The organism is Acinetobacter sp. RG5 (genome assembly GCF_031844265.1).
GTDB lineage: Bacteria > Pseudomonadota > Gammaproteobacteria > Pseudomonadales > Moraxellaceae > Acinetobacter.
This window is the reverse complement of the sequence record NZ_JAUZUV010000001.1, coordinates 301,337-322,387: the sequence shown is the minus strand read 5'-3', so window position 1 is coordinate 322,387 and position 21,051 is coordinate 301,337. Positions and strand designations below refer to the sequence as shown.

The window sequence follows — 21,051 nt, the reverse complement described above, 5'->3', positions numbered from 1 at the left end:
GGACTTGGGGCAATGGGCTGGCATATGGCCTCCCATTTGCCAAAACTCGGACATCCGGTTTGGGTCTGGAACCGGACTGAACAGAAAGCGCTAGATCATGCTCAATCTTTCAGGACTCAGGCAGTGGGTATTGAACAGGCGGTTCAGGCAGATTTTATTTTTTCTTGCTTGCCGACCAGTCAGGATGTAGAGAAGCTAATTGCTGCACATCCACCTAAACCGGGTGCAATCTGGATTGACTGTACCAGTGGTGTACCAGAATCGGCCCAAAAACTGGCAAATCGATTGGAGCAACAGGGAAGCTATTACCTGGATGCTCCGGTATCTGGTCAGACTGTTGGGGCAGAAAAAGGCACTTTAACCGTGATGATGGGAGGAAGTGAATCTGCCTTTACGCAAGCCAAACCGGTCATTGCTGCTTTTGCTGGGTTGATTGAATATGTGGGAGAAAGTGGTTCCGGTTTTGCAGTGAAAGCCATTAACAATACTTTGATGGCTACGCATTTATGGGCGCTGGCTGAAGGCTTAACTGTACTGAAAGGGCAGGGAGTTGACTTAAGCAGTGCGTTGAACTGTATTAATCATTCCAGTGGTAAAAGCAGCATGTCAGAAAATATCATGGCACAGCGGGTTTTAAGCCGTGAGTTTCATAAAACCTTTGCGCTGGATTTATTGCAGAAAGATATTGGTATTGCTTTGGAACTAGTGCAACAGCAGCAACTGGATTTATCAGTGATGTCATTGGTGCAACAACAGTTCCAGCAGATTGCCAAGCCACAGGCCAGCCAGTTGGATTTCTCCGCTGCGGTGCAAGGCTTAGAACAACGTACACAGATTGAATTAAGGGGTTAGAGTCTTTCTTATAAATTGCTATTCATAGAAAAACCATTATTTTGAATTAAATCCATAACGACAGATTTTATTATCAAAAATATGAAAAGCCGAGAATTTAATAACTCTCGGCTTTTCATATTGATTATTAATTTAAATAGCTTAAGCTAATGTTAAACCTTCCTAGGCTTCAGAAATTTACAGTCTATATTCATCTTTTAATTCTACTGATTCGTTTCATATTCCTGAATGACTTCAAGCGCGGCACGAAAGGCTTCCTGGGTTGCCGGTGCACCGCAGTAAGGCAGGCTATGCAACAACACTTCCTGAATTTCCTCAACCGTTGCGCCGTTATTTAGGGCACCTCGCACATGACCTTTTAGTTCAGTGGGACTTTTTTGCGCGGTTAGAAATGCAATGGTAATTAAAGAACGATATTTACGCGGTAAAATACCTTCACGTTGCCAGGTCGAACCCCAGGCATGTTCATTAATCCAGTCCTGTAATGGCTGGGTAAAAGGCACGGTATTTTCCTGAGCACGCTGCACAAAGCTTTCCCCCATTACTTCAGTACGGACTTTCAAGCCATTTTCATAATCTTGTTGTGACATTGTCTACCCTCAATTTTCTTATAGGGCTAGCTTAGTACTTTTCATCCGAAATACCATCGTGCAATAGTCGTAAAAAAATGGCTGAAAAGCCACTTGTAAAGCTTCCAGAGTAAAGCAATAAAATGACTTTACTCTGGAATTTATGACACCTTAAATTCAAGTTTTATTTAAGGTGATACTGAGTGTGAAGGATCAGTTTGCACTGAAGTATCCGTTCCTTTGGCATCTTCCTTGATGAGATACGGATTCTCAAGCTCTAATACCTCATTCAAATGCAGATCGAATATATCGGTCAACATGCTGTCATAACGGCGCGCATTGTAGTGCAGTAATTTTTCTGCTTCCTGATCATTAATAAAACCATGTAGCTGTGCATCTGCCACATGCTCTGCAAAGCTTAAACCCTTGAACTGGTCTTTATTCTCTGCTTTTTTAAAGCGATCCCACAGCTGTTCAATGTCCAGCAACATGGTGAAAGTAGATTCCATACGGCCGGTGACATCATGTTCATGAGTATTGTAATAGACATGTTTTTTCAAGACCTGGCGGAAAGCATTGTCTTCCATCATACTGTTCGCTACCTGCTGTTTCAGCTGGTCTGATGGTTTCTGTACCGGACGGCCAAATGGGAAGCATAACAGTTTGACCATGCCTGCTGCTGCACCTGATGGAAAGTTGGCAAACAGGTCAAAAAAAGCTTCTTGCGCTGTATATAGAGATTTTTCTAATGCAAGCTGTGCATGTAAACGCTCATCTTCAGTCTTTTTGCTATGCTCAAAAAATTTGAGAATTGAGGAAGCAATAAACAGATGTGCATGAATATCGGCCAGACGACCCGAAAGCATTTCCTTACGTTTGATATCCCCTGCGAGTAATCCTAGACACATATCCGCAGTTAAAGCAAAGTTGGCACTCAGCCGGTTAATGATCTTGTAATAAGGACGGGTAAAGTCAACAGCACTTTGCGGCGCAGCATTGGAGCCACCTGTAAAGGCATAGGCAAAGGAGCGAGCAGTCCGGTTAAAGGTGTAACCCAAATGCTTAAACAGCAAGTTATCAAAAGGATTTAGAGCCGCTGCCGGATCTTCTGCTTGTAAGAGCTGTAATTCTTCATAAAGATAAGGATGGCAACGCATTGAACCCTGACCGAAAATCATCAGGGAACGACTAAGAATATTGGCGCCTTCAACCGTAATGGAGACTGGAATTGCCTGATAATAAGGCGCCAGAAAGTTACGCGGGCCCATTTGAATGGCGCGGCCACCGACCACATCCATACCGTGATTGACCACTTTACGCATGCCTTCTGTCGCGTAATATTTGGCAATCGCCGTCATTACTGCAGGTTTACCGCCCTGATTCAGACCACAGGTGACCAGATAACGGAAGGCTTCCAGCATATAGGTGTCACTGGCGATTTCACTATTGGCTTCCTGTACCCCCTCAAACTTACCGACTGAAATTTTGAATTGCTGACGGATACGAGAGAAAGCCCCCACATTTAAATAAGTCATTTCTGCTGTAGACGTAGACAGCGCTGGTAGGGAAATGCCACGACCAACTGCCAGACATTCCATCAGCATGCGCCATCCTTTACCGGCATTTTTGACGCCACCAATAATCCAGTCCAATGGAATAAAGACATCTTTACCTTCCACTGTTCCATTCATGAATGGCGGGCCAGGATTATGCCGTGGTCCCACTATTACGCCTTCGTGACTGGCAGGAAGTAGGGCACAGGTAATCCCATATTCAGTTTGCTCACTCAGAAGATGATCAGGGTCATACATCTTAAAGGCCAGACCCACCACTGTCGCAATCGGTGCCAAGGTAATCCAACGTTTAGAAAAATTCATTCTCAAGCCCAGTACTTCCTGACCTTCAAACTGGCCATAGCAAACCACACCCGTATCAGGAATCGCACCAGCATCTGAACCTGCTTCTGGACTGGTCAAACCGAAACAGGGAATTTCTTCACCGCGCGCCAGACCCGGCAGATAACGGTCTTTCTGTTCTTCGGTACCGTAATGCAGCAACAGCTCACCCGGTCCGAGCGAATTCGGCACCATACAACTCACGGCTGTGGTCAGAGAACGCGAAGCAATCTTGCTCATCACCCGACTTTGGGCAAAGGAGCTAAAGGCACGACCGCCGTATTCTTTGGGAATAATCAGGCCTAAGAAACCATGCTCCTTGATATATTGCCAGACATGATCAGGCAGTGCTTTTTGCTCATGAATTTCCCATTCATCCAGCATGCTGCATAAGGTCTCAACTTCATTGTCCAGAAAAGCCTGTTCTTCTAGCGATAATTTGGGATAGGGATAACTATTAAAGGTTTCCCAATTCGGTGCACCCATAAACAGCTCTTTTTCCCACCAACTGGTCCCGGAATCTAATGCTTCGCGTTCTGTCGGACTAATGCTCGGCATAGCATTGGCCAGTGCTTTATAGGCCGGTTTGGAAATAAACGACATACGTAAAGGGTCGATCATCACCACAAGGCTAATCAGGATCAGCGGAATGCCGAGAATAAGTGACCATGGGCTAATAAAGGCACACACCACTGACATCACTATCAGCGCGACTGCACCCACACTACGCGAGAGCTGAAAATAGAAAACAGCCCATAAACTGAGTAATAGCAGTAGTACAGCAAATATAAATAGCATTGTTATAGTTCTCCAGATTTATACAACGCTGCCTGTGCCAGGATCTCATAGAATTTTTGTCACAGTTCATTCATTTTTTTGTCGCTTGAGGATCGAACAGGTTCAGCATTGCACGTGTGAGAATGATCGTTTTCAAGTCTTGCAACGATATTTTAAAATCTTTCATCTATTTCTGAGATTGTTTGAAAAATGCTCAGTCTTCAAGTGAGAACGCGCAAAGAAATGTGAAGATAAGTAATGACTTAATCTTTGTCTAATAGAGAAAAATCAGCTTAACACTGAGTAAAATTTTAATTATAGATATTAAAAAGCCCTCTACTTGAGAGGGCTTTTATTTCATCTATTTAAACCGATTAAGCTTCAATGGCCTGAACTGCAATTTTCTTGGCAGGGTCAACCTTACGACGCACTGCTGGTACAGGTTCGCCATAGTATTGACGGTCGGCAAAGTAGCTTGAACGAACCATTGGTGCAGCCCAGATATTGCGGAAGCCCAGTTTTTGGCCATGTTCAGTATAACGCTCGAATTCTTCTGGTGTTACGAAGCGGTCAATCGCTGCATGTTCTTTTGAAGGCTGCAAATACTGACCAATCGTCACATAATCTACGCCATGCGCATGCAGATCATCAAGCAGGGCAAGCACTTCTTCTTCAGTTTCACCAATACCGACCATGAGACCACATTTGGTTGGTACGTCCGGGCAGTATTCTTTAAACATTTTCAGCAGATTTAAAGAGTGCTGATAGTCAGAACCTGGACGCATGGCTTTATATAAACGCGGCACGGTTTCAATATTGTGGTTAAACACATCTGGCGGGCATTCAGTCATGATACGCAGCGCGATATCCATACGGCCACGGAAGTCCGGTACCAGAATTTCCAGTAAGGTATTCGGACTTAAGGCGCGTGCTTCTTTAATGCAATCCACAAAATGCTGAGCACCACCATCGAGTAAATCATCACGGTCTACTGAAGTAATCACCGCATATTTTAAACCTAGGTTGGCAATGGTCTCAGCCATATGACGCGGTTCATCTGCATCCAGGGCATTTGGACGGCCATGAGCCACATCACAGAACGGACAGCGACGGGTACAGATATCGCCCATAATCATGAAAGTCGCAGTACCGCCACCAAAACATTCAGGCAGGTTTGGACAGGCGGCTTCTTCGCACACCGTATGTAATTTTTGCTGACGTAGTGTGGTTTTAATGCGTTGAACTTCTTCAGGTGCCGCCATTTTTACCCGGATCCAGTCCGGCTTACGTGGCGTTTCAACCGTAGGAACAACTTTTACAGGAATGCGGGCAACTTTTTCCGCACCGCGAAGTTTGACGCCCTGTTCAGGTTTACGGTTTTCAGACATATTCAACTTTTCCACTGTTTTTGAAGGGGGAGATACTCAAAGATAGCGCAGTTATTATAACGGACTTCGTTCTAAATAGGGCAAAAAGGGGTATTCATTTAAAAAATGTTCTTATCAAGCAATATATGTGAGTTAAATACACCAAATCAACAGGATTTACGTCATAATAAGCAGGTAGATTAAAGTGAATTTTTTAATTTTGAGGAGCGTTGAATGCCACGTAAAAAAGAGGTCGTTAGTGGGACTTTCGTTAAATATGATGCGGTAGTTCTAGGTTCGGGCCCTGCGGGCGAAGGCGCGGCAATGAAACTTGCCAAATCTGGTAAGCGTGTTGCAATCGTTGAGATGCGTGAACAGCTGGGTGGTAACTGTACCCATGTCGGTACGATTCCAAGTAAAGCATTGCGTCAAACAGTATCCAGTATTATCCGTTATCAACGTGATCCACTGTTTCAAAAAGTCGGGGACTGGAAGCAGTTCACCATGAAGCAAGTGTTGCGTCATGCACATAAAGTTATTCAACAACAAGTAGATACACATTCACGTTTCTACGACCGCAATAAAATTGATATTTATCATGGTCGTGCCTACATTCAGGATCAAAATACCATTTTTGTATTTAACCCAGATGGCATTAAAGAAACGCTGATGTTTAAGCAACTGGTCATTGCCAGCGGCTCGCGTCCATATCGTCCAGACATTCTTGATTTTAATCATCCACGTGTATTTGATTCAGACAAAATTCTGGATCTGGACTATTCCATCCAGAAAATCATTATTTATGGTGCAGGTGTAATCGGTTGTGAATATGCCTCGATCTTTATTGGTCTGGGACATAAAGTTGACCTGATCAACACCCAACACAAACTTTTAAGCTATCTGGATGATGAAATCTCTGATGCACTGTCTTATCACTTGCGTGAACAGGGTGTATTGATTCGTCATAATGAACAGATCGACTTTTTAGAAACATTTGATGACCATGTGGTGATGCACACGCAAAGCGGCAAGAAAATCAAAGCCGACGCAATTTTGTGGTGTAATGGCCGTTCAGGTAATACCGATGGTCTAGGTCTTGAAAATGTTGGCCTGAAACCGAACAGCCGTGGTCAATTGACTGTGAATGATCAATATCAGACTGAAGTTGAAAATATCTATGCTGCCGGTGATGTGATTGGTTGGCCTTCGCTAGCCTCTGCTGCTTATGACCAAGGTCGTTGCGCGGGTGCTAATATGAGCGGCGAGAAAGACGTTGCACCGGTAACTGATATTCCAACCGGGATTTATACCATTCCTGAGATTTCTTCGATTGGTAAGACTGAACAGCAGTTGACTGAAGAAAAGATTCCGTATGAAGTCGGTCAGGCATCATTCCGTCATTTGGCACGTGCACAGATTACCGGTGATACTATGGGCGAATTAAAGATTCTATTCCATCGCGAAACACTGGAAGTTTTGGGTGTACATTGCTTCGGTAATAATGCCTCTGAAATTATCCATATTGGTCAAGCAGTCATGAACAGCCCGAACAATACGATCAAGTACTTTGTAGAAACCACGTTTAACTATCCGACCATGGCGGAAGCGTATCGTGTAGCAACGTTAAATGGTATGAATCGTTTATTCTAAGTGAGATATTTGACTTAGACAGAAAAACCGCAAGTCTTCACTTGCGGTTTTTTATTGGAAGTGATTAAGTCAGTCAAGTTGATCAAAGCGAATTTTTAAGCAGCCATTTTCCGGCATTCTTCAGCACAGCGGCGGCATGCTTCGGCACATTGCTGACAATGTTCATGTTGGTGCTTGCCACATTCTTCTGCACAGTAGTCACATGCTTTGGCGCAAAGTTCACATATCTCATGCATGAATGGAGACTGCTTTTGTTCCATACGGGCACACAGCTGACAAATATCTGCACAATCCAGACAGCGCTGGATACAATCCCGCATCATCTCCAGATCTTCTTCTTTAAGACAGGCACTGGCACAGTTGGCACATGCCAGGGAACAGTTCATACAGGTTTGAACACAATCTGAAAATTGAAGCTGATTCATTGTCGTTTCCTCTTTCCATAGGTTTATTGCTGATTTTCTAATACGCTAAGCAGAAAAAGGAAAATACACCAGACAGATTAAGTGAGAAAAAGTAAACAGCTACTTTGTTTTGTTAAAGATTGACTGGATCAAAGCTAATATTCAAAGTTAATTTTTTGCTTGAAAATAAAAAACCATTGAGCCGGTGAAAGTCTCAATGGTACAGGATTTACATGTGTGTCATTATTATCGAAGGTTGTAATGACCTTTCTTGTTATTGTGTTTTTCTCATTTCTAAAATGGACGGCTACCCGCCAGACTGATGCGTTTTAATAAACGGCGCTGATCAGCCGGGAATGGATGACGGGAGTGCAAAGTCACCTGATTATCCCAGAACACGATATCGCCAATTTCCCAGTGATGTTCATAAGCGAATTCAGGTTTCGAAATATGCTCACGTAATTTGGCGATCAGTTGACTGCCAGCCTGATCATCATAATTGACCAGCTCGACTTCGGTATGGGTGTTTAGCCAAAGCGCTTTACGGCCGGATTCAGGATGAGTGCGCACCAGTGGATGTGGATAAGCATGGCTTAAAATCGGTTGATCTTTAAAACGATACAATGGGCTTGAACCATAACCTTGATCATCAGTCTGATCTCTGGTTTTTTGACGGCGCACGAAAGGGTTGTAAGTAATCAGTTGTAGCTGATCGATCTCTACCTTGGTTGCTTCATCGAGTGCATCATAGGCTTTAATGGTGTTGATCCAGCTGGTCTGTCCGCCGTCCTGAGGCAGTTCAATTGCATACAGAAGGGAGCCAAAAGAGGGTAATGGTGTCCATTGATGATCGGCATGTGGAGTGAGTTCACCATGCCCAGTGTAATCTCCCTGACCGACGGCATTGGACACCGGCACGACATCGGGTGGAATGCCGCTATCCGACTGCGCAGCCAGTACCGGTGTATCTGCACCTGGGCGGAAAATGGAACCGAAATAAGTTGAAAACGCCAAGTATTGTAAATCATCCAGACTTTGCTGCTTAAAGATCAAAATCAGATGCTCGGCCAGCGCCTGTTTTAACTTTAAAATGGTTTTGGATGATTGGACTTTACGGGCATCCAAGCCATAGACCACTGCACCTAAGGCCTGACCGGTTTGCGGTACAATCTTGATTTCATCCGGATGTTGAAATTGATCTTGCTGATGCCAGCGTGGAGCATCATGAATCGCTTGTGAAAGTTGGGTTAAGCTGGTCATTATCAAGTCTCAGAATTTTCTTGTTGATGAGAATCTAAGAAAATTCCGGACTGAAATAAAATCAAAAGAAATGATAAGTTTATGAATAATATTATATTTTTATTATTCAATTGATTTTAAAACATTTAACTTATTCTGCGATGGATTGCGCATTTTCTGCTGAGGATATTTCAGCAGTTTAGTGTGCACAGAAAGCCTGATTAAAATATTCAAACAACTGAGGGGTTTGAAACCACAGTCCAATCGACAAAGTGAGTAAAAGTAGGATTGCCACAGCAATCGAGAGTTTGAGTTTCAGTAGAGAATCAGTCATGGACGATTTGCTCCTCATTGACCCAGAAATGCACCAGTACGCCAAAAATGCTGAGGACAATTGATAGCATCCACACCGCATTATAATTGCCGCTCAAATCATGGTTGACTCCACCGAGCCAGCCACCGAAAAACGAGCCAACCTGATGGGTGAAAAATACAATACCACTGAGCATGGTCAGATATTTCACCCCGAACATATTGGCCACAATGCCATTGGTCAGCGGAACGGTCGATAACCAGAGTAATCCCATAATGACACCAAAGGTATAGACTGTCCATGTGCTGAGAGGCAGCATGAGAAAGGCAATAATCGCAATTCCACGCAGGGCATATAATCCCATTAGCAGATGCGGTTTGGAATATTTTCCACCGAGCCAGCCGGCCGTATAGGTGCCTACCACATTAAACAGACCCACTAAGGCTAAGAAAATCGTACCGGTTGTGGCATTAAAGCCATGATCAATTAGATAGCCTGGTAGGTGGATACCAATAAAAACGACCTGAAAACCACAAACAAAAAAGCCCATGGCCAGAAACCAGAAGGGTTTATGATTTTTCACCACCACCAGAATCTGTTTAAAACTGAGTGAGACTTTATTGGGGGTAGAGGCTGCATTGGGATGAACATACATCGGTGCTTTCAGCATCCAGGCCAATGGCACAATCAGGGCAATCAGAATGGCACTGACTACTAACGCTGCTGACCAGCCAACATTCTGTAATAGCAACAGGGTCGAAGGCAGCATGATAAACTGACCAAAAGACCCGGCCGCACTGGCAATTCCCATCGCCAAACTGCGCTTTTCTGGTGGGGCAGCACGCCCGACCGCAGATAATAAGACCGGAAATGAGGTGGCAGACAGGGCTAGACCTAAAATTAAACCGACACTCAGATTAAGCAATAATCCGGTCGAGCTGACTGCCATCAAGAGTAGACCGATTGCATATAAGGCGCCGCCTACAGCCACCACAATCTTGCTGCCATATTTATCGGCAAATGCCCCGGTGATCGGCTGCACTGCACCCCAGATCAGGTTTTGCATGGCAATGGCCAGACTAAAAATATTATGACCCCAGCCAAACTCTTCGCTCATCGGTACCAGATACAGACCAAAGGCATGACGTACACCCAGTGACAGTGCCAAAATTATGGCGGAGCCAATCAGCATAAAAATAAGAGCTTTGGAAAATTGACTGTCAGCCATACGTCATTCATGCCTATAAAGTTGATATGTATAGTATTCGATTCAAGCAATAGAGGCGATTAAATAAATATTGATCAAAAGATAAATTTTTTTTATCAATATTTTAAGCCTAAAAAAACGGCCGAAGCCGTTTAATCAAATATCGGGTTTCAAACTTAGAAACGCATCCCGATCCCAGCATAGGCCAGAATCGGATTGACTTCAATATCGGCTTTAGAGCGAATCAGCTCACCTAGATTTGCATCTGTCACTGTAATTGTCGTGTCATTTTTTAGATGTGCATAAGATACTGAACCGACTGCAAACCAGGTGTCATTAAAGTCATAGCTAAAGCCGACCGTGGCCACAGGCGCGAAAGCATCGGATGCTTCCAGATCAACTTTCGGGTTGGCTGAACTTGGCGTGCCATCCAGAGAAGCACCAGCTTTTCCTTCCTTGATATTGGCAATCATATGTCCGGCAGCAATCAGGTCTTGCTCGGTACGTGAGTTAATTTCCAGTTCATTGAAATAGGCATACATCACACCTAAGCCGACATAAGGCCGGAATTTATTGATCCCTGTTTTACCAAAGTGATACTGGAATTCAAAGGCAGGTGTCCAGGCGCGGGCAGAGGCGGCCGGCCCATAAGCTTCCAGATCAGTAATGAGAATATCATTTTTTAATTCAATGCCGGGTAAATCAATTCCACCTGGAATTTGTGGAATCAAATCAAGACTTGGAGTCGCAAGCGCAGAGAAAGGAGCATAAATTTTACCACTGCCTTGCAAGTCTACTTTAGGTGGAATGCCGGCTTTCATTTCAAAAGAAATATTATCGGTAAAATAGTAATTGGTCATGATGCCTAAAGTGGTGACATCATCCGCTTCCAGGCCAGTACCAGGATTATTCCAGCTTTCCAGTCCATAAATTTCAGCTCGCCCACTTAACTCTGCAGGCAGTGTTTCTGTACCAAGTCGATCCAGAATATTAACAAAAACAGAGGAAAGATTTGGGTCCATGTCTGGATCAAGATTATTTTTCACAGAGTCAATTGAGATATCACCTACTTGTGATGTTTCGCCTTCTTTAACAGCAGTATTCACTTTAAAGGGCTGGGCCTTGCCTTGCGGCATCACATGCAATGCACCGACTGATACCGAGAAACGCTTAAAGCCATCTCCATCTTGCAAGCTAAAATAAGGGGAATCTGCATGCGCGACCATAGGTAAAGTGGCTAGGCCTGCCATACATGCCAGCAATGTTTTCATTGATTTGGAACTCCATGTCCAGTGTGTTTATTCGTTTTTCTAGTTAACTAATTATGTGAATTACATTAAAAAATTCAGTTATAGAACAACAGGCCAAAAGTCAATCGATGGTTAATATTGGTAATTTCTGTATATTTTTTGTTTATATCTCTTGAGTTTTAAGAAATGTATAGTGTGTAAAAATCATTATTTTTATCTGACTAGCTTAAGTATAAAAATGAAGGAAATTTACTCTTGAGAGCGTTAAAATTTCAATCCTATGAATTTTTATCATGGAAGATATAGAGGAGAGTTTAGGTAAATTTTAGGCTGCATTGATTCAAGCATTTATCATCATGGGATGATTTTTTATTTTTCCAAAACAAGAGCATATGAATTTATCCAAGATCCTGCTACCCAGTCGACTGAGTTTTTTTGTACAATAGCTGCATATATTATTGAGTGAATCACATGAGCACCCAAACTCCTCCCAAAAAAAAGCCCCTGGTTAATTTACCTTTTCCGATCAAGCAAGCAGAGCAAAATGCTGCAGAAGAAGTTCTGGAAGATTTAAGACCAAGACCACAGCGTTATGCTGACCGTACCTGGATGCCACCACGTGGCACTCGCCGTTCAATGGGCAAACGCTAATTGATCAGACTCAAAAAGCTATGATAAATCATGGCTTTTTTTATGGAATTTTTTGGGGAGTTAGTGATCAATATTTGATTTAATTTTCGAACAAAAAGAAATTAAAACTCAGATTTATCCAAATTTTTTTCAATTTTATTCTTAATAAAGCAAACGAAATATTTAAGCTCTCTAAATGCCGACCAAAATAAAATCCACACCTGGTTGATTTCATATTCGACATTTTAGCCGCCCAGAAAAAAAAGCCAATTCAAACATTGGCTTTTTTTGAAAGATATTTTGATAGCACTAACGAATGCTTTTACGCGCTTTATTTTCCGGCTTCGGTGGCGCGATTTCTCTCTCGCCTTGCCAGACATCGATAAAATCTTTCTCGTTAATATTATAAAGTTCCAGTAGCGCTAAAATCACGCCTCCAAACAGCATGGCACCTTCTGAATGGCTTTGAAAATCGACCAGCTTGGTATTCAGATTGTGCAGGATATCTTCAATTTCAAAGACACGTTCCCGTCCATTGCTGTCGGTCGGATAGATCTGGGTATTTAAAATAATTCTTGCCAGGCTTTTTTCATTTTCGCTCAAAGGCAGTTCTTCAATCAACTCATCGCTGGCCGGAGTTAAAATCACGGAATCGCGGAATATGGTATGTAAGAAATTTGCGCTTAATTTTGGCAGCGGCTTTTCGACAAAAGGACGGAAAGATTGCGGGAAAATGACATTGCGTGAGATGCCTTTAAACATCGGTGCAATTTCCTCGACCTTATAACCTGCGATCCCACAACCCAAGGAAGTAATAAAATATTTATTTTTAGGATGATTTTTGGTGTAAATCTTGAAGTCATCAATATAGTGCTGGATTTGTGACAGCGGCATTTGTTGCAAATGCTCGTTCATGGTGGGAATGGCATAGCTCTGACCCGCCCAGCCACGACCCACGCCCATGACTGCACCAAAATGCTCAAGTGCCGTTCTGGCTGCTCCACCACCGTGTTGTCCGACCAGGTTGCTGCCAAAAACAAAAACCGTATTTTCCGGAAGGGATTTAACAATACTTTCATCGTGATAGTGGTAAGTCATAATTGTCTATTCTAGGCCATCCTGATCTTCATGTTGCCCGTGAAATGCATAGGGGTCAAGGCATTATTCTGCAGCGCTATTCAAACAGATAAGTCAAAATTCCAACCATGCGCTAGAATATGATGCCGAGTATGCCCAAATAAAGCTGCTGGCTGAAAATGCTTGGTTTGTTCTGTATTTATTCGCTTTGTAACTGTATATTTTATTGATGATTTTTCAAACTAGAGAGTGAGTCAAGCGCTAACAAATAATGAATGCTAATATTGTTTTATTTTACCAAACAGAAACCTAAGCAGGGATTGAGTAATTCCAATTTACCCTCATAATAAATCAGATCTATATCCGCAGCGAAGTCAGCGAAAGCTATGAGTGATAAAAAACCCTTTGAATTAGTGACCAGTTATCAACCAGCAGGTGATCAGCCCCAAGCCATTGCAAAGCTGGTTAAAGGCATTGAACAGGGTTTTCATGACCAGCTTTTACTGGGGGTTACCGGGTCTGGTAAAACCTATACCATGGCCAACGTCATTGCACAGACTCAACGTCCGACCATTGTCATGGCGCATAACAAAACTTTGGCTGCGCAGCTTTACGGCGAATTTAAAGCGTTTTTCCCGAATAATGCTGTCGAATATTTTGTCAGTTATTATGATTATTATCAGCCAGAAGCCTATGTGCCATCTTCAGATACTTTTATCGAGAAAGATGCGGCAATTAATGACCATATTGACCAGATGCGTCTTTCTGCAACCCGTTCACTCTTAGAGCGACGTGATGCGATTATTGTCGCATCGGTGTCTGCCATTTATGGTTTGGGTGATCCGAATGCCTATATGAGCATGTTGCTGCATGTGGTGGAAGGTGACCGCATTGGCCGTGATGATATTATTCGCCGTCTGGTCGAGATGCAGTATTCACGTAACGAACTGGAATTCCTGCGCGGTACTTATCGTATTCGTGGTGAAATTATTGATATTTTTCCGGCTGAATCCGATCAGGATGCGATCCGGATTGAACTGTTTGATGATGAAGTTGACTCTATCCGCTGGTTTGATCCCCTGACAGGGAAAATGGTTCGTAAAGTACTTCGTGTGACCATTTATCCTAAAAGCCACTATGTTACGCCGAAAGACAATTTATCCCGTGCGATTGAAACCATCCGAGACGAACTTAAAGAGCGACTGGTGTTCTTCCGTGAAAATGACAAACTGCTGGAAGCCCAGCGTATCGAGCAGCGCACACGCTATGATCTGGAAATGATGCAGCAATTGGGTTATACCAACGGCATTGAAAACTATTCTCGGCATTTGTCGGGCCGTCCTGCGGGTGAAGCGCCGCCGACCTTGTTCGATTATATTCCGGATGATGCCTTGCTGATTATTGATGAGTCGCATGTGACGGTGCCGCAGATTGGTGCCATGTATAAAGGTGACCGTTCGCGTAAGGAAAATCTGGTGAATTACGGATTCCGTTTGCCTAGCGCGCTGGATAACCGTCCAATGAAATTTGAGGAATGGGAACGTATTGTGCCGACGACTGTTTATGTCAGCGCAACGCCCGCACGTTATGAGCTGGAAAAATCCCAGCAGATTGTCGAACAGGTGGTACGTCCGACTGGTCTGATCGATCCGGAAATTGAAATTCGTCCAGTTCTGACGCAGGTCGATGATGTGCTTTCAGAAATTAATCTACGTAAAGACATTAATGAGCGGGTGCTGGTTACGACCTTGACTAAGCGCATGGCTGAAGACTTAACCTCTTATTTGAAAGAATACGGGATTAAGGTCGCTTATTTACACTCGGATATCGATACGGTTGAGCGGGTCAAAATCATTCATGAACTGCGTACCGGGGTGCATGATGTACTGGTCGGGATCAACCTGCTGCGTGAAGGGCTGGATATGCCGGAAGTGTCACTGGTCGCTATTCTGGATGCGGATAAAGAAGGTTTCCTGCGTTCCGAGCGCTCTCTCATTCAGACCATTGGCCGTGCTGCGCGTAACCTGAAAGGTAAGGCGATTTTGTATGCTGATCGCATTACTGATTCGATGCAGAAAGCCATTGATGAGACGGATCGTCGTCGTGCCAAGCAGATTCAGTTTAATGAAGAACATGGCATTACGCCGCGCAGTGCAGTGCGTCAGGTGATCAAGGAAATTGATACTGGTGAAGTATTGGATGATGATTCAATTGAATTGAAAGTCTCGGATCAGGCACGTGCGATCAGTGCCGATGAGCGGCATATCATGGCAGATCCAAAAATGTTTGCGAAACACATTAACAAGCTTGAAAAGGAAATGCTGAAAGCGTCAAAAGAGCTTCAGTTTGAGCAGGCTGCGCGTATGCGTGATGAAATTGTGCGTTTAAAAGCCCAGATGTTTGATTGATTTTTGTTGCATTAAATCTTATTTAAATGACGTAAAATCAATCACAAAGAAAACATAATGTAACAAATTTAGGAATTGGATAAAGCTATTGTATGAACAGAAATTTTTAAATAAATATTTTGTGAACATGCAATAGGTATCTTTATGACAACTCAAAAATTTTCACGTACTGGATTAAAGCTGGCAAAAATTGCGGTGGGTAGTGCGGTTCTTCTTGGTTTGGGCGCCGCTACCATGGCTTATGCGAAAGACGAGCCATTACCGACCATTGAGAAAGTTGAACTGGACCGTTATCTGGGAACATGGTACGAAGTAGCACGCAAACCTTTGTATTTTCAAAACAAGTGTGATCGCGATGTCACAGCGACCTATACTTTAAATGAAAATGGCAATATCGTGGTGGATAACCGCTGCATTAAAAAAGATGGTGGACAAACCCAGTCATTGGGCGAGGCATTTGTGCAAAATCCACCGCAAAATACCAAATTAAAAGTCAGTTTCTTGCCGGACTTTATTCGCTGGATTCCGGTCGCTCGTGGCGATTATTGGGTCTTAAAACTGGATGAAAATTATCAAACTGTTTTGGTCGGAGAGCCTAAACGTAAATATATGTGGATACTCTCACGTAATCCACAACTGGATAAAAATGTGGTGAATGAATATTTACAATATGCACAGTCGGTCGGTTATGACCTGAGTGATGTGATTCATACCAAACAAACTCAAAGATAAAAATATCGTCTTAATGGAAACCATGCTACAGCATGGTTTTTTATTTTATGTGTCAAAAGACAATCTAAAATCGAGAGATAGCTACATTTTAAATGGATGAAGTATTAAGCTTTCTATTGTACTAATCGTTATAATGCCGGCGAATGAAATTAGAGTTTAACTATGTATAAAGGCATCGCGTTATCTGTCTTGGCCTCTGTGGTTTTTGGAGTGCTCTATATATTTACGCCCTTTTTACAGCCTTTAGACAGTGAACAGACTTTTGCTTGGCGTATGCTGGCGACTTTACCATTTCTGACTGCATTTATGTGGTGGTCGGGTGATCTGAAACATATTAGCAATATCTTTAAGCGGGTGTTGCAACAGCCTTCATTCTTGATCTGGTTGCTGATCAGTTCACTGTTGTGTACCACGCAATTGTGGTTATTTTTATGGGGGCCTATCAATGGGCGTGGCCTCGAAGTCTCGCTCGGTTATTTTCTCCTGCCTCTGGTGATGGTGCTGGTCGGTTGTGCGCTTTACAAAGAAAAATTGTCATCTTTCCAGATGGTCGCCGTTGCTCTGGCAGTGTTGGGAGTAGGACATGAAATCTGGCGGATCGGTTCAATCGCATGGGAAACGGTCTATGTCGCTTTAGCTTATCCACTTTATTTCTTTATGCGGCGTAAATTCGCGACCGATCATCTTGGTGGATTCTGGTGGGATCTATTTCTGATTTTGCCTGTGGCATTTTATTTGGGCTTTATCTATAGCGATTCTATGTCGCTTATGTTGAGTCATTCTCATTTGATCCTGGCAGTTCTTGGATTGGGCTTTTTAAGTGCGCTCGGTTTAGGTAGCTATATTTTGGCTAGCCGATATTTACCCTTTGTCATCTTTGGGCTGTTGAGTTATCTGGAGCCGGTACTGCTTGCTTTTGCCTCGATGGCACTGGGTGAGCGTGTGGAATCAGGTGAATGGCTGACCTATATTCCAATCTGGTTGGCTGTTTTACTGTTGATTGTGGAAGGAATATTGCATTTAAAACAGCAGCAGCTGAAAAAAAATGAGCTGGCAAATAAAGCTGCACAGCTAGAAAAAATCAGAAAAAATAATGAATAATGTGGTTTGCATAAGCATTATATTCGTCAGACAATATTGACCTGATTATTTTTAAAATCATCTACCATTTTGTTTAAAATAATGTTTTCGATATATTAAGGGGATAAACATGTCACAGATTGCGATTCCATATCAGTTACGTGCACGTTTATCACAACTGGAACCAAGTCTGGATTTAAATTGGGAGCGAGAGCTTCGTACTATTCTGGCAGAAGTTTCACCAGAATTAAAAGAAAGTATTGATTTTCAGATTTTAAAGCCCAAGAAAATTCTTTGGGATCAGGAAATGGATCAATACCGCTATCAGGCTCAACATTCGGTAGAACGTCTTAGCCAAAAATTTCTCAATGACCGGATGCGTTACTATGCTAGTACCTTTGGCTTGTCACTGAAAAGTTTGCAGGGTTTGAATGATAGCTTGCAAATTGCGGACTACTTAGAAAACGTCCTGGAACAAATTGATAAAATTGATGTCAATGAAAACTTTCAGATGCAGCGTGAAAAACTGGAACTGCGTCGTACATTTTTATTAAATGCTGCTGAGATTATTCGTGGTCTCCGCTTACAGCCGGTTGAAGGAGTGCGTCAGCTTACCGAACAGCAAATCAAATGCTTCATTATTGAAGTTTTTATCAAGCAGCAATTGTTGAGTTATTGGTATAAGCCGCTATTAAAAAAACAGACGGCAGAAATGACGCATCCACTTTTCCGTTATTTCCTGATTAAAGAGCAGCAGATTCGTCATTTTGATATTGTCCGTACCTCGCAATTTCTATTTATTGTTGCGCCGGTGATGGATGTGCAGCAAAACCCGTATTCTATTCGTCGTTTCCTGATTGAAGAAAAAGGTGCACTTGAAGATCAGGTCTATCTGAATATCCTGATTCTGGACTTGCAGGATGACATGGATGAAGCGGTGGTAGAAACCCTGAAATCACAGATGCAGCGGATGGTGACTTTACAGAGTCAGATTCATTTGGATGTAATCGACATTGTGCATACACTGGAACAGGTGTCTGAACAGAAGTTATTACCTTTACTGGTTGAGCCCATTCACGTTGTAGAGAAAAATGCCGATGTGGTGGCACAACGTCACCTGAAACAGTTTGAAGAAATTATGACGCGTGAATTGCTTTTGCCGATGCGGGATGCCATTCGTGATCATTTATCGCATATTGAAGAGTTTGATTATCTGTATCTGCATGTCCATAAAATATTTACAGAAATTCTGGCCTATTACCGCGATTTCAAATCCCAGCCGGGTTTTATGTTTAATCAGTACATCCAGAATTTTGAATATAAATTGCTGGCTTTTATCTGTTTACTGGAAAAGCGTAAAGGGGAAACCTTTATTCCTACCTACCGCAATGAATGGCAGGTCATGCATCAGCGTTCACAGCAGGCTGTTCTGGATATTCAAAATACGATTTCTGAAAATGTACAGCAATACCGAGACCTGAAAAAATATATCAATACACTGCAGCGGCAAAAAGCGGATGAAGCGAAAAAGTCCGTATTTAAAAAGTTATGGCGTAAAAATAATTTCGATGAGGCGATTGAAACTGCACTCAACCAATTGCAGCAATTAAAGCGCAGTATGTTCCTGGAAATTATCCAGGTGCCAAGAACACATGAAAACTGTAGCGTATTTCTAGAATTTGAAAGTTTGCAGCATCTACAGCAGGTTGATCGCCACTATGCTTTTCCCTCTGGAGACAATGGTCTGACCCGTTTACCTGTACTGATTCATTTGCCCGAAACTTATGATGATTTCGATGTAGAAAACTTCAATGCCTCCATGAGTCTGGACATGAATTTTTCAGCAGGGAGTAGAATCCAGCCTGAACAGGGTGGCACGCTAAATTTTGAACTTTAGATTTGTTTGAATAAACAACATTTAACAAATTTGTGCTAGGTATTGGAAAATAGTGGTCTTTAGAATTTTTGGATGCAAAATCATTCAGCTAATTACAACTATTTTTGAAATTTATAGTGAATATACGTTAAAAACTACCCGTCTCAACGAGCTTTTGATTCAAACTTGCGGCCAATTCCATTACAATTGTCGGGTTTAGAAATTTATGCTTAGATTTACAATTAATTAGAGGACGTATCTGTGAGCAAAGACACTATTGTTGCCCTCCATGCAGAACACCAAGGTCGCTGGAAAAACCGTGAAGAACTTGCGGAACGTATGATTGCCCTTGTTGGCCAGTTATATCGTGAAAAAAATATTGTAGCTACAGTTTATGGTCGCTCTTTAATTAACCGTTCTGTGATTCAGATTTTGAAAGCACACCGCCGTACTCGCGTACTCGATGTTGAACTTTCTGTAGTTGATACTTTCCCAATTCTTGAAGCATTGGTGAAAGTAGACAACATCGGTTCTGCTGAAGTGGATCTGGGTAAACTTGCTGTTGAATTTAAAGCAAAAGGCGGCGACATCGATGCATTTGTTGCAGACGCTGTTAAATCGATCGAAGGCAATGCTGCTGCTGTAGAACATAAAGATGTCGTTCTTTATGGTTTCGGTCGTATTGGTCGTATCCTGGCGCGTTTGATGATTGGTCAATCAGGTCTGGGTCGTGGTCTTAGCCTGAAAGCAATCGTTGTTCGTAAATCATCGGATGGTGATTTGGAAAAACGTGCATCTTTATTGCGTCGTGACTCTATTCATGGTCCATTTGCAGGCACAATTTCTGTAGATGAAGAAAACGAGGCAATCATTGCCAACGGTAACTTTATCAAAGTGATTTATGCATCGAATCCTTCTGAAGTAGACTACACTGCATACGGTATCAACAATGCACTTGTGATCGACAACACAGGTAAATGGCGTGATGCTGAAGGTCTTGCTCAACACCTTAAATGCCCGGGCGCTGCTCGTGTGATTCTGACTGCACCTGGTAAAGGTGACATGAAGAACGTAGTTTACGGTGTAAACCAAGCGGATATCCTTGATGAAGATACGATCATCTCTGCTGCAAGCTGTACGACTAACGCTATTACACCTACACTGAAAGTATTACATGACAAATACACGGTGTTGAATGGTCATGTTGAAACAGTTCACTCGTTCACGAACGACCAGAACCTGATCGACAACTACCATAAAGCTGACCGTCGTGGTCGTGCTGCAACATTGAACATGGTTATTACTGAAACTGGTGCAGCGAAAGCAGTAGCGAAAGCGCTTCCAGCTCTTCAAGGTAAATTGACAGGTAACTCTGTACGTGTACCTACACCAAACGTATCTCTTGCGATTCTTAACCTGACTTTAGGTCAAGACGTTGATCGTGATGAAGTGAACGAATACATTCGTCAGATTTCAATCGGTTCTAGCCTGCAAGGTCAAATCGGTTATACCAACTCGACTGAAGTGGTATCTTCTGACTTTATCGGTTCACGCACTGCAGGTGTATTTGACGCGCAAGCAACGATCACTTCAGGCAACCGTTTAACTGCTTATGTTTGGTACGATAACGAAGTGGGTTATAGCTGCCAGGTATTACGTATTGCTGAACAAATGGGCGGCGTAAGCTATCCAAAAGTTCCTGCTGAAACTAATGCATAATTAGTA

The 21,051-nt window shown here is 42.8% G+C and carries 17 protein-coding genes; 8 read left to right on the top strand and 9 right to left on the bottom strand.

Going from position 1 to position 21,051, the window contains the following annotated elements; all coding sequences use genetic code 11:
* Positions 1-12 precede the first annotated feature (12 nt).
* A complete protein-coding gene (locus tag Q9R21_RS01580) occupies positions 13-852 on the top strand; it encodes an NAD(P)-dependent oxidoreductase (protein ID WP_404976554.1) in 840 nt (279 codons plus the stop codon).
* A gap of 203 nt (positions 853-1,055) precedes the next feature.
* Here Q9R21_RS01580 and Q9R21_RS01575 read toward each other — a convergent pair whose 3' ends face one another.
* The 3 genes from Q9R21_RS01575 to lipA all read right to left on the bottom strand — a co-directional run bounded on the left by Q9R21_RS01575 (position 1,056) and on the right by lipA (position 5,481).
* Positions 1,056-1,442, bottom strand: coding sequence for a carboxymuconolactone decarboxylase family protein (locus tag Q9R21_RS01575; RefSeq protein WP_253173300.1), 387 nt, complete (start codon positions 1,440-1,442; stop codon positions 1,056-1,058).
* A gap of 167 nt (positions 1,443-1,609) precedes the next feature.
* On the bottom strand, positions 1,610-4,114 hold the full coding sequence (locus tag Q9R21_RS01570; RefSeq protein WP_311203579.1) for an acyl-CoA dehydrogenase: 2,505 nt from the start codon (positions 4,112-4,114) through the stop codon (positions 1,610-1,612).
* Positions 4,115-4,467: 353 nt separating this feature from the next.
* On the bottom strand, positions 4,468-5,481 hold the full coding sequence (lipA, locus tag Q9R21_RS01565) for a lipoyl synthase (RefSeq protein ID WP_005246834.1): 1,014 nt from the start codon (positions 5,479-5,481) through the stop codon (positions 4,468-4,470).
* Positions 5,482-5,694: 213 nt separating this feature from the next.
* On the opposite strand from lipA, the gene sthA reads away from it, so the two are divergent.
* The gene (gene sthA / locus Q9R21_RS01560) at positions 5,695-7,110 is read left to right on the top strand and encodes a Si-specific NAD(P)(+) transhydrogenase (protein WP_004646501.1); all 1,416 of its coding nucleotides are present in this window, start codon (positions 5,695-5,697) and stop codon (positions 7,108-7,110) included.
* A 95-nt stretch (positions 7,111-7,205) separates the two neighbouring features.
* Here the strand turns inward: sthA and Q9R21_RS01555 are convergent, their stop codons facing one another.
* From Q9R21_RS01555 to Q9R21_RS01535, 5 genes are all read right to left on the bottom strand, one after another.
* Positions 7,206-7,535: a four-helix bundle copper-binding protein gene (locus tag Q9R21_RS01555; RefSeq protein ID WP_311203578.1), complete on the bottom strand. Its 330-nt coding sequence runs from the start codon at positions 7,533-7,535 to the stop codon at positions 7,206-7,208.
* Between the two features lie 273 nt (positions 7,536-7,808).
* Entirely contained in the window at positions 7,809-8,774 is a 966-nt protein-coding gene (locus tag Q9R21_RS01550; protein WP_311203577.1) for a TauD/TfdA family dioxygenase, read from the bottom strand.
* Positions 8,775-8,952: 178 nt separating this feature from the next.
* The gene (locus Q9R21_RS01545) at positions 8,953-9,087 is read right to left on the bottom strand and encodes a hypothetical protein (protein WP_311203576.1); all 135 of its coding nucleotides are present in this window, start codon (positions 9,085-9,087) and stop codon (positions 8,953-8,955) included.
* Positions 9,080-10,294: an MFS transporter gene (locus tag Q9R21_RS01540; protein WP_311203575.1), complete on the bottom strand. Its 1,215-nt coding sequence runs from the start codon at positions 10,292-10,294 to the stop codon at positions 9,080-9,082. Before Q9R21_RS01540 ends, Q9R21_RS01545 begins: the two co-directional genes overlap by 8 nt.
* A 155-nt stretch (positions 10,295-10,449) precedes the next feature.
* On the bottom strand, positions 10,450-11,544 hold the full coding sequence (locus Q9R21_RS01535; RefSeq protein WP_311203574.1) for an OmpW family outer membrane protein: 1,095 nt from the start codon (positions 11,542-11,544) through the stop codon (positions 10,450-10,452).
* A gap of 450 nt (positions 11,545-11,994) precedes the next feature.
* Between Q9R21_RS01535 and Q9R21_RS01530 the strand changes: the two genes are divergently transcribed.
* On the top strand, positions 11,995-12,174 hold the full coding sequence (locus tag Q9R21_RS01530) for a hypothetical protein (protein ID WP_004646507.1): 180 nt from the start codon (positions 11,995-11,997) through the stop codon (positions 12,172-12,174).
* Between the two features lie 288 nt (positions 12,175-12,462).
* On the opposite strand, the gene Q9R21_RS01525 is transcribed toward Q9R21_RS01530, so the two are convergent.
* Entirely contained in the window at positions 12,463-13,251 is a 789-nt protein-coding gene (locus tag Q9R21_RS01525) for a hypothetical protein (protein WP_311203573.1), read from the bottom strand.
* 365 nt (positions 13,252-13,616) lie between these two features.
* Between Q9R21_RS01525 and uvrB the strand changes: the two genes are divergently transcribed.
* The 5 genes from uvrB (at position 13,617) to Q9R21_RS01500 (ending at position 21,045) form a co-directional block, all read left to right on the top strand.
* On the top strand, positions 13,617-15,638 hold the full coding sequence (uvrB, locus tag Q9R21_RS01520; RefSeq protein WP_311203572.1) for an excinuclease ABC subunit UvrB: 2,022 nt from the start codon (positions 13,617-13,619) through the stop codon (positions 15,636-15,638).
* Positions 15,639-15,782: 144 nt separating this feature from the next.
* Positions 15,783-16,370 carry a lipocalin family protein gene (locus tag Q9R21_RS01515; protein ID WP_311203571.1) on the top strand — a complete coding sequence of 196 codons (588 nt, stop codon included), beginning with the start codon at positions 15,783-15,785 and terminating at the stop codon, positions 16,368-16,370.
* A 162-nt stretch (positions 16,371-16,532) separates the two neighbouring features.
* Positions 16,533-17,471: an EamA family transporter RarD gene (rarD, locus tag Q9R21_RS01510; protein WP_311203570.1), complete on the top strand. Its 939-nt coding sequence runs from the start codon at positions 16,533-16,535 to the stop codon at positions 17,469-17,471.
* 109 nt (positions 17,472-17,580) lie between these two features.
* Positions 17,581-19,347 carry a hypothetical protein gene (locus tag Q9R21_RS01505; protein WP_311203569.1) on the top strand — a complete coding sequence of 589 codons (1,767 nt, stop codon included), beginning with the start codon at positions 17,581-17,583 and terminating at the stop codon, positions 19,345-19,347.
* Positions 19,348-19,587: 240 nt separating this feature from the next.
* Positions 19,588-21,045 carry a glyceraldehyde-3-phosphate dehydrogenase gene (locus Q9R21_RS01500; RefSeq protein WP_311203568.1) on the top strand — a complete coding sequence of 486 codons (1,458 nt, stop codon included), beginning with the start codon at positions 19,588-19,590 and terminating at the stop codon, positions 21,043-21,045.
* Positions 21,046-21,051: the final 6 nt, after the last annotated feature.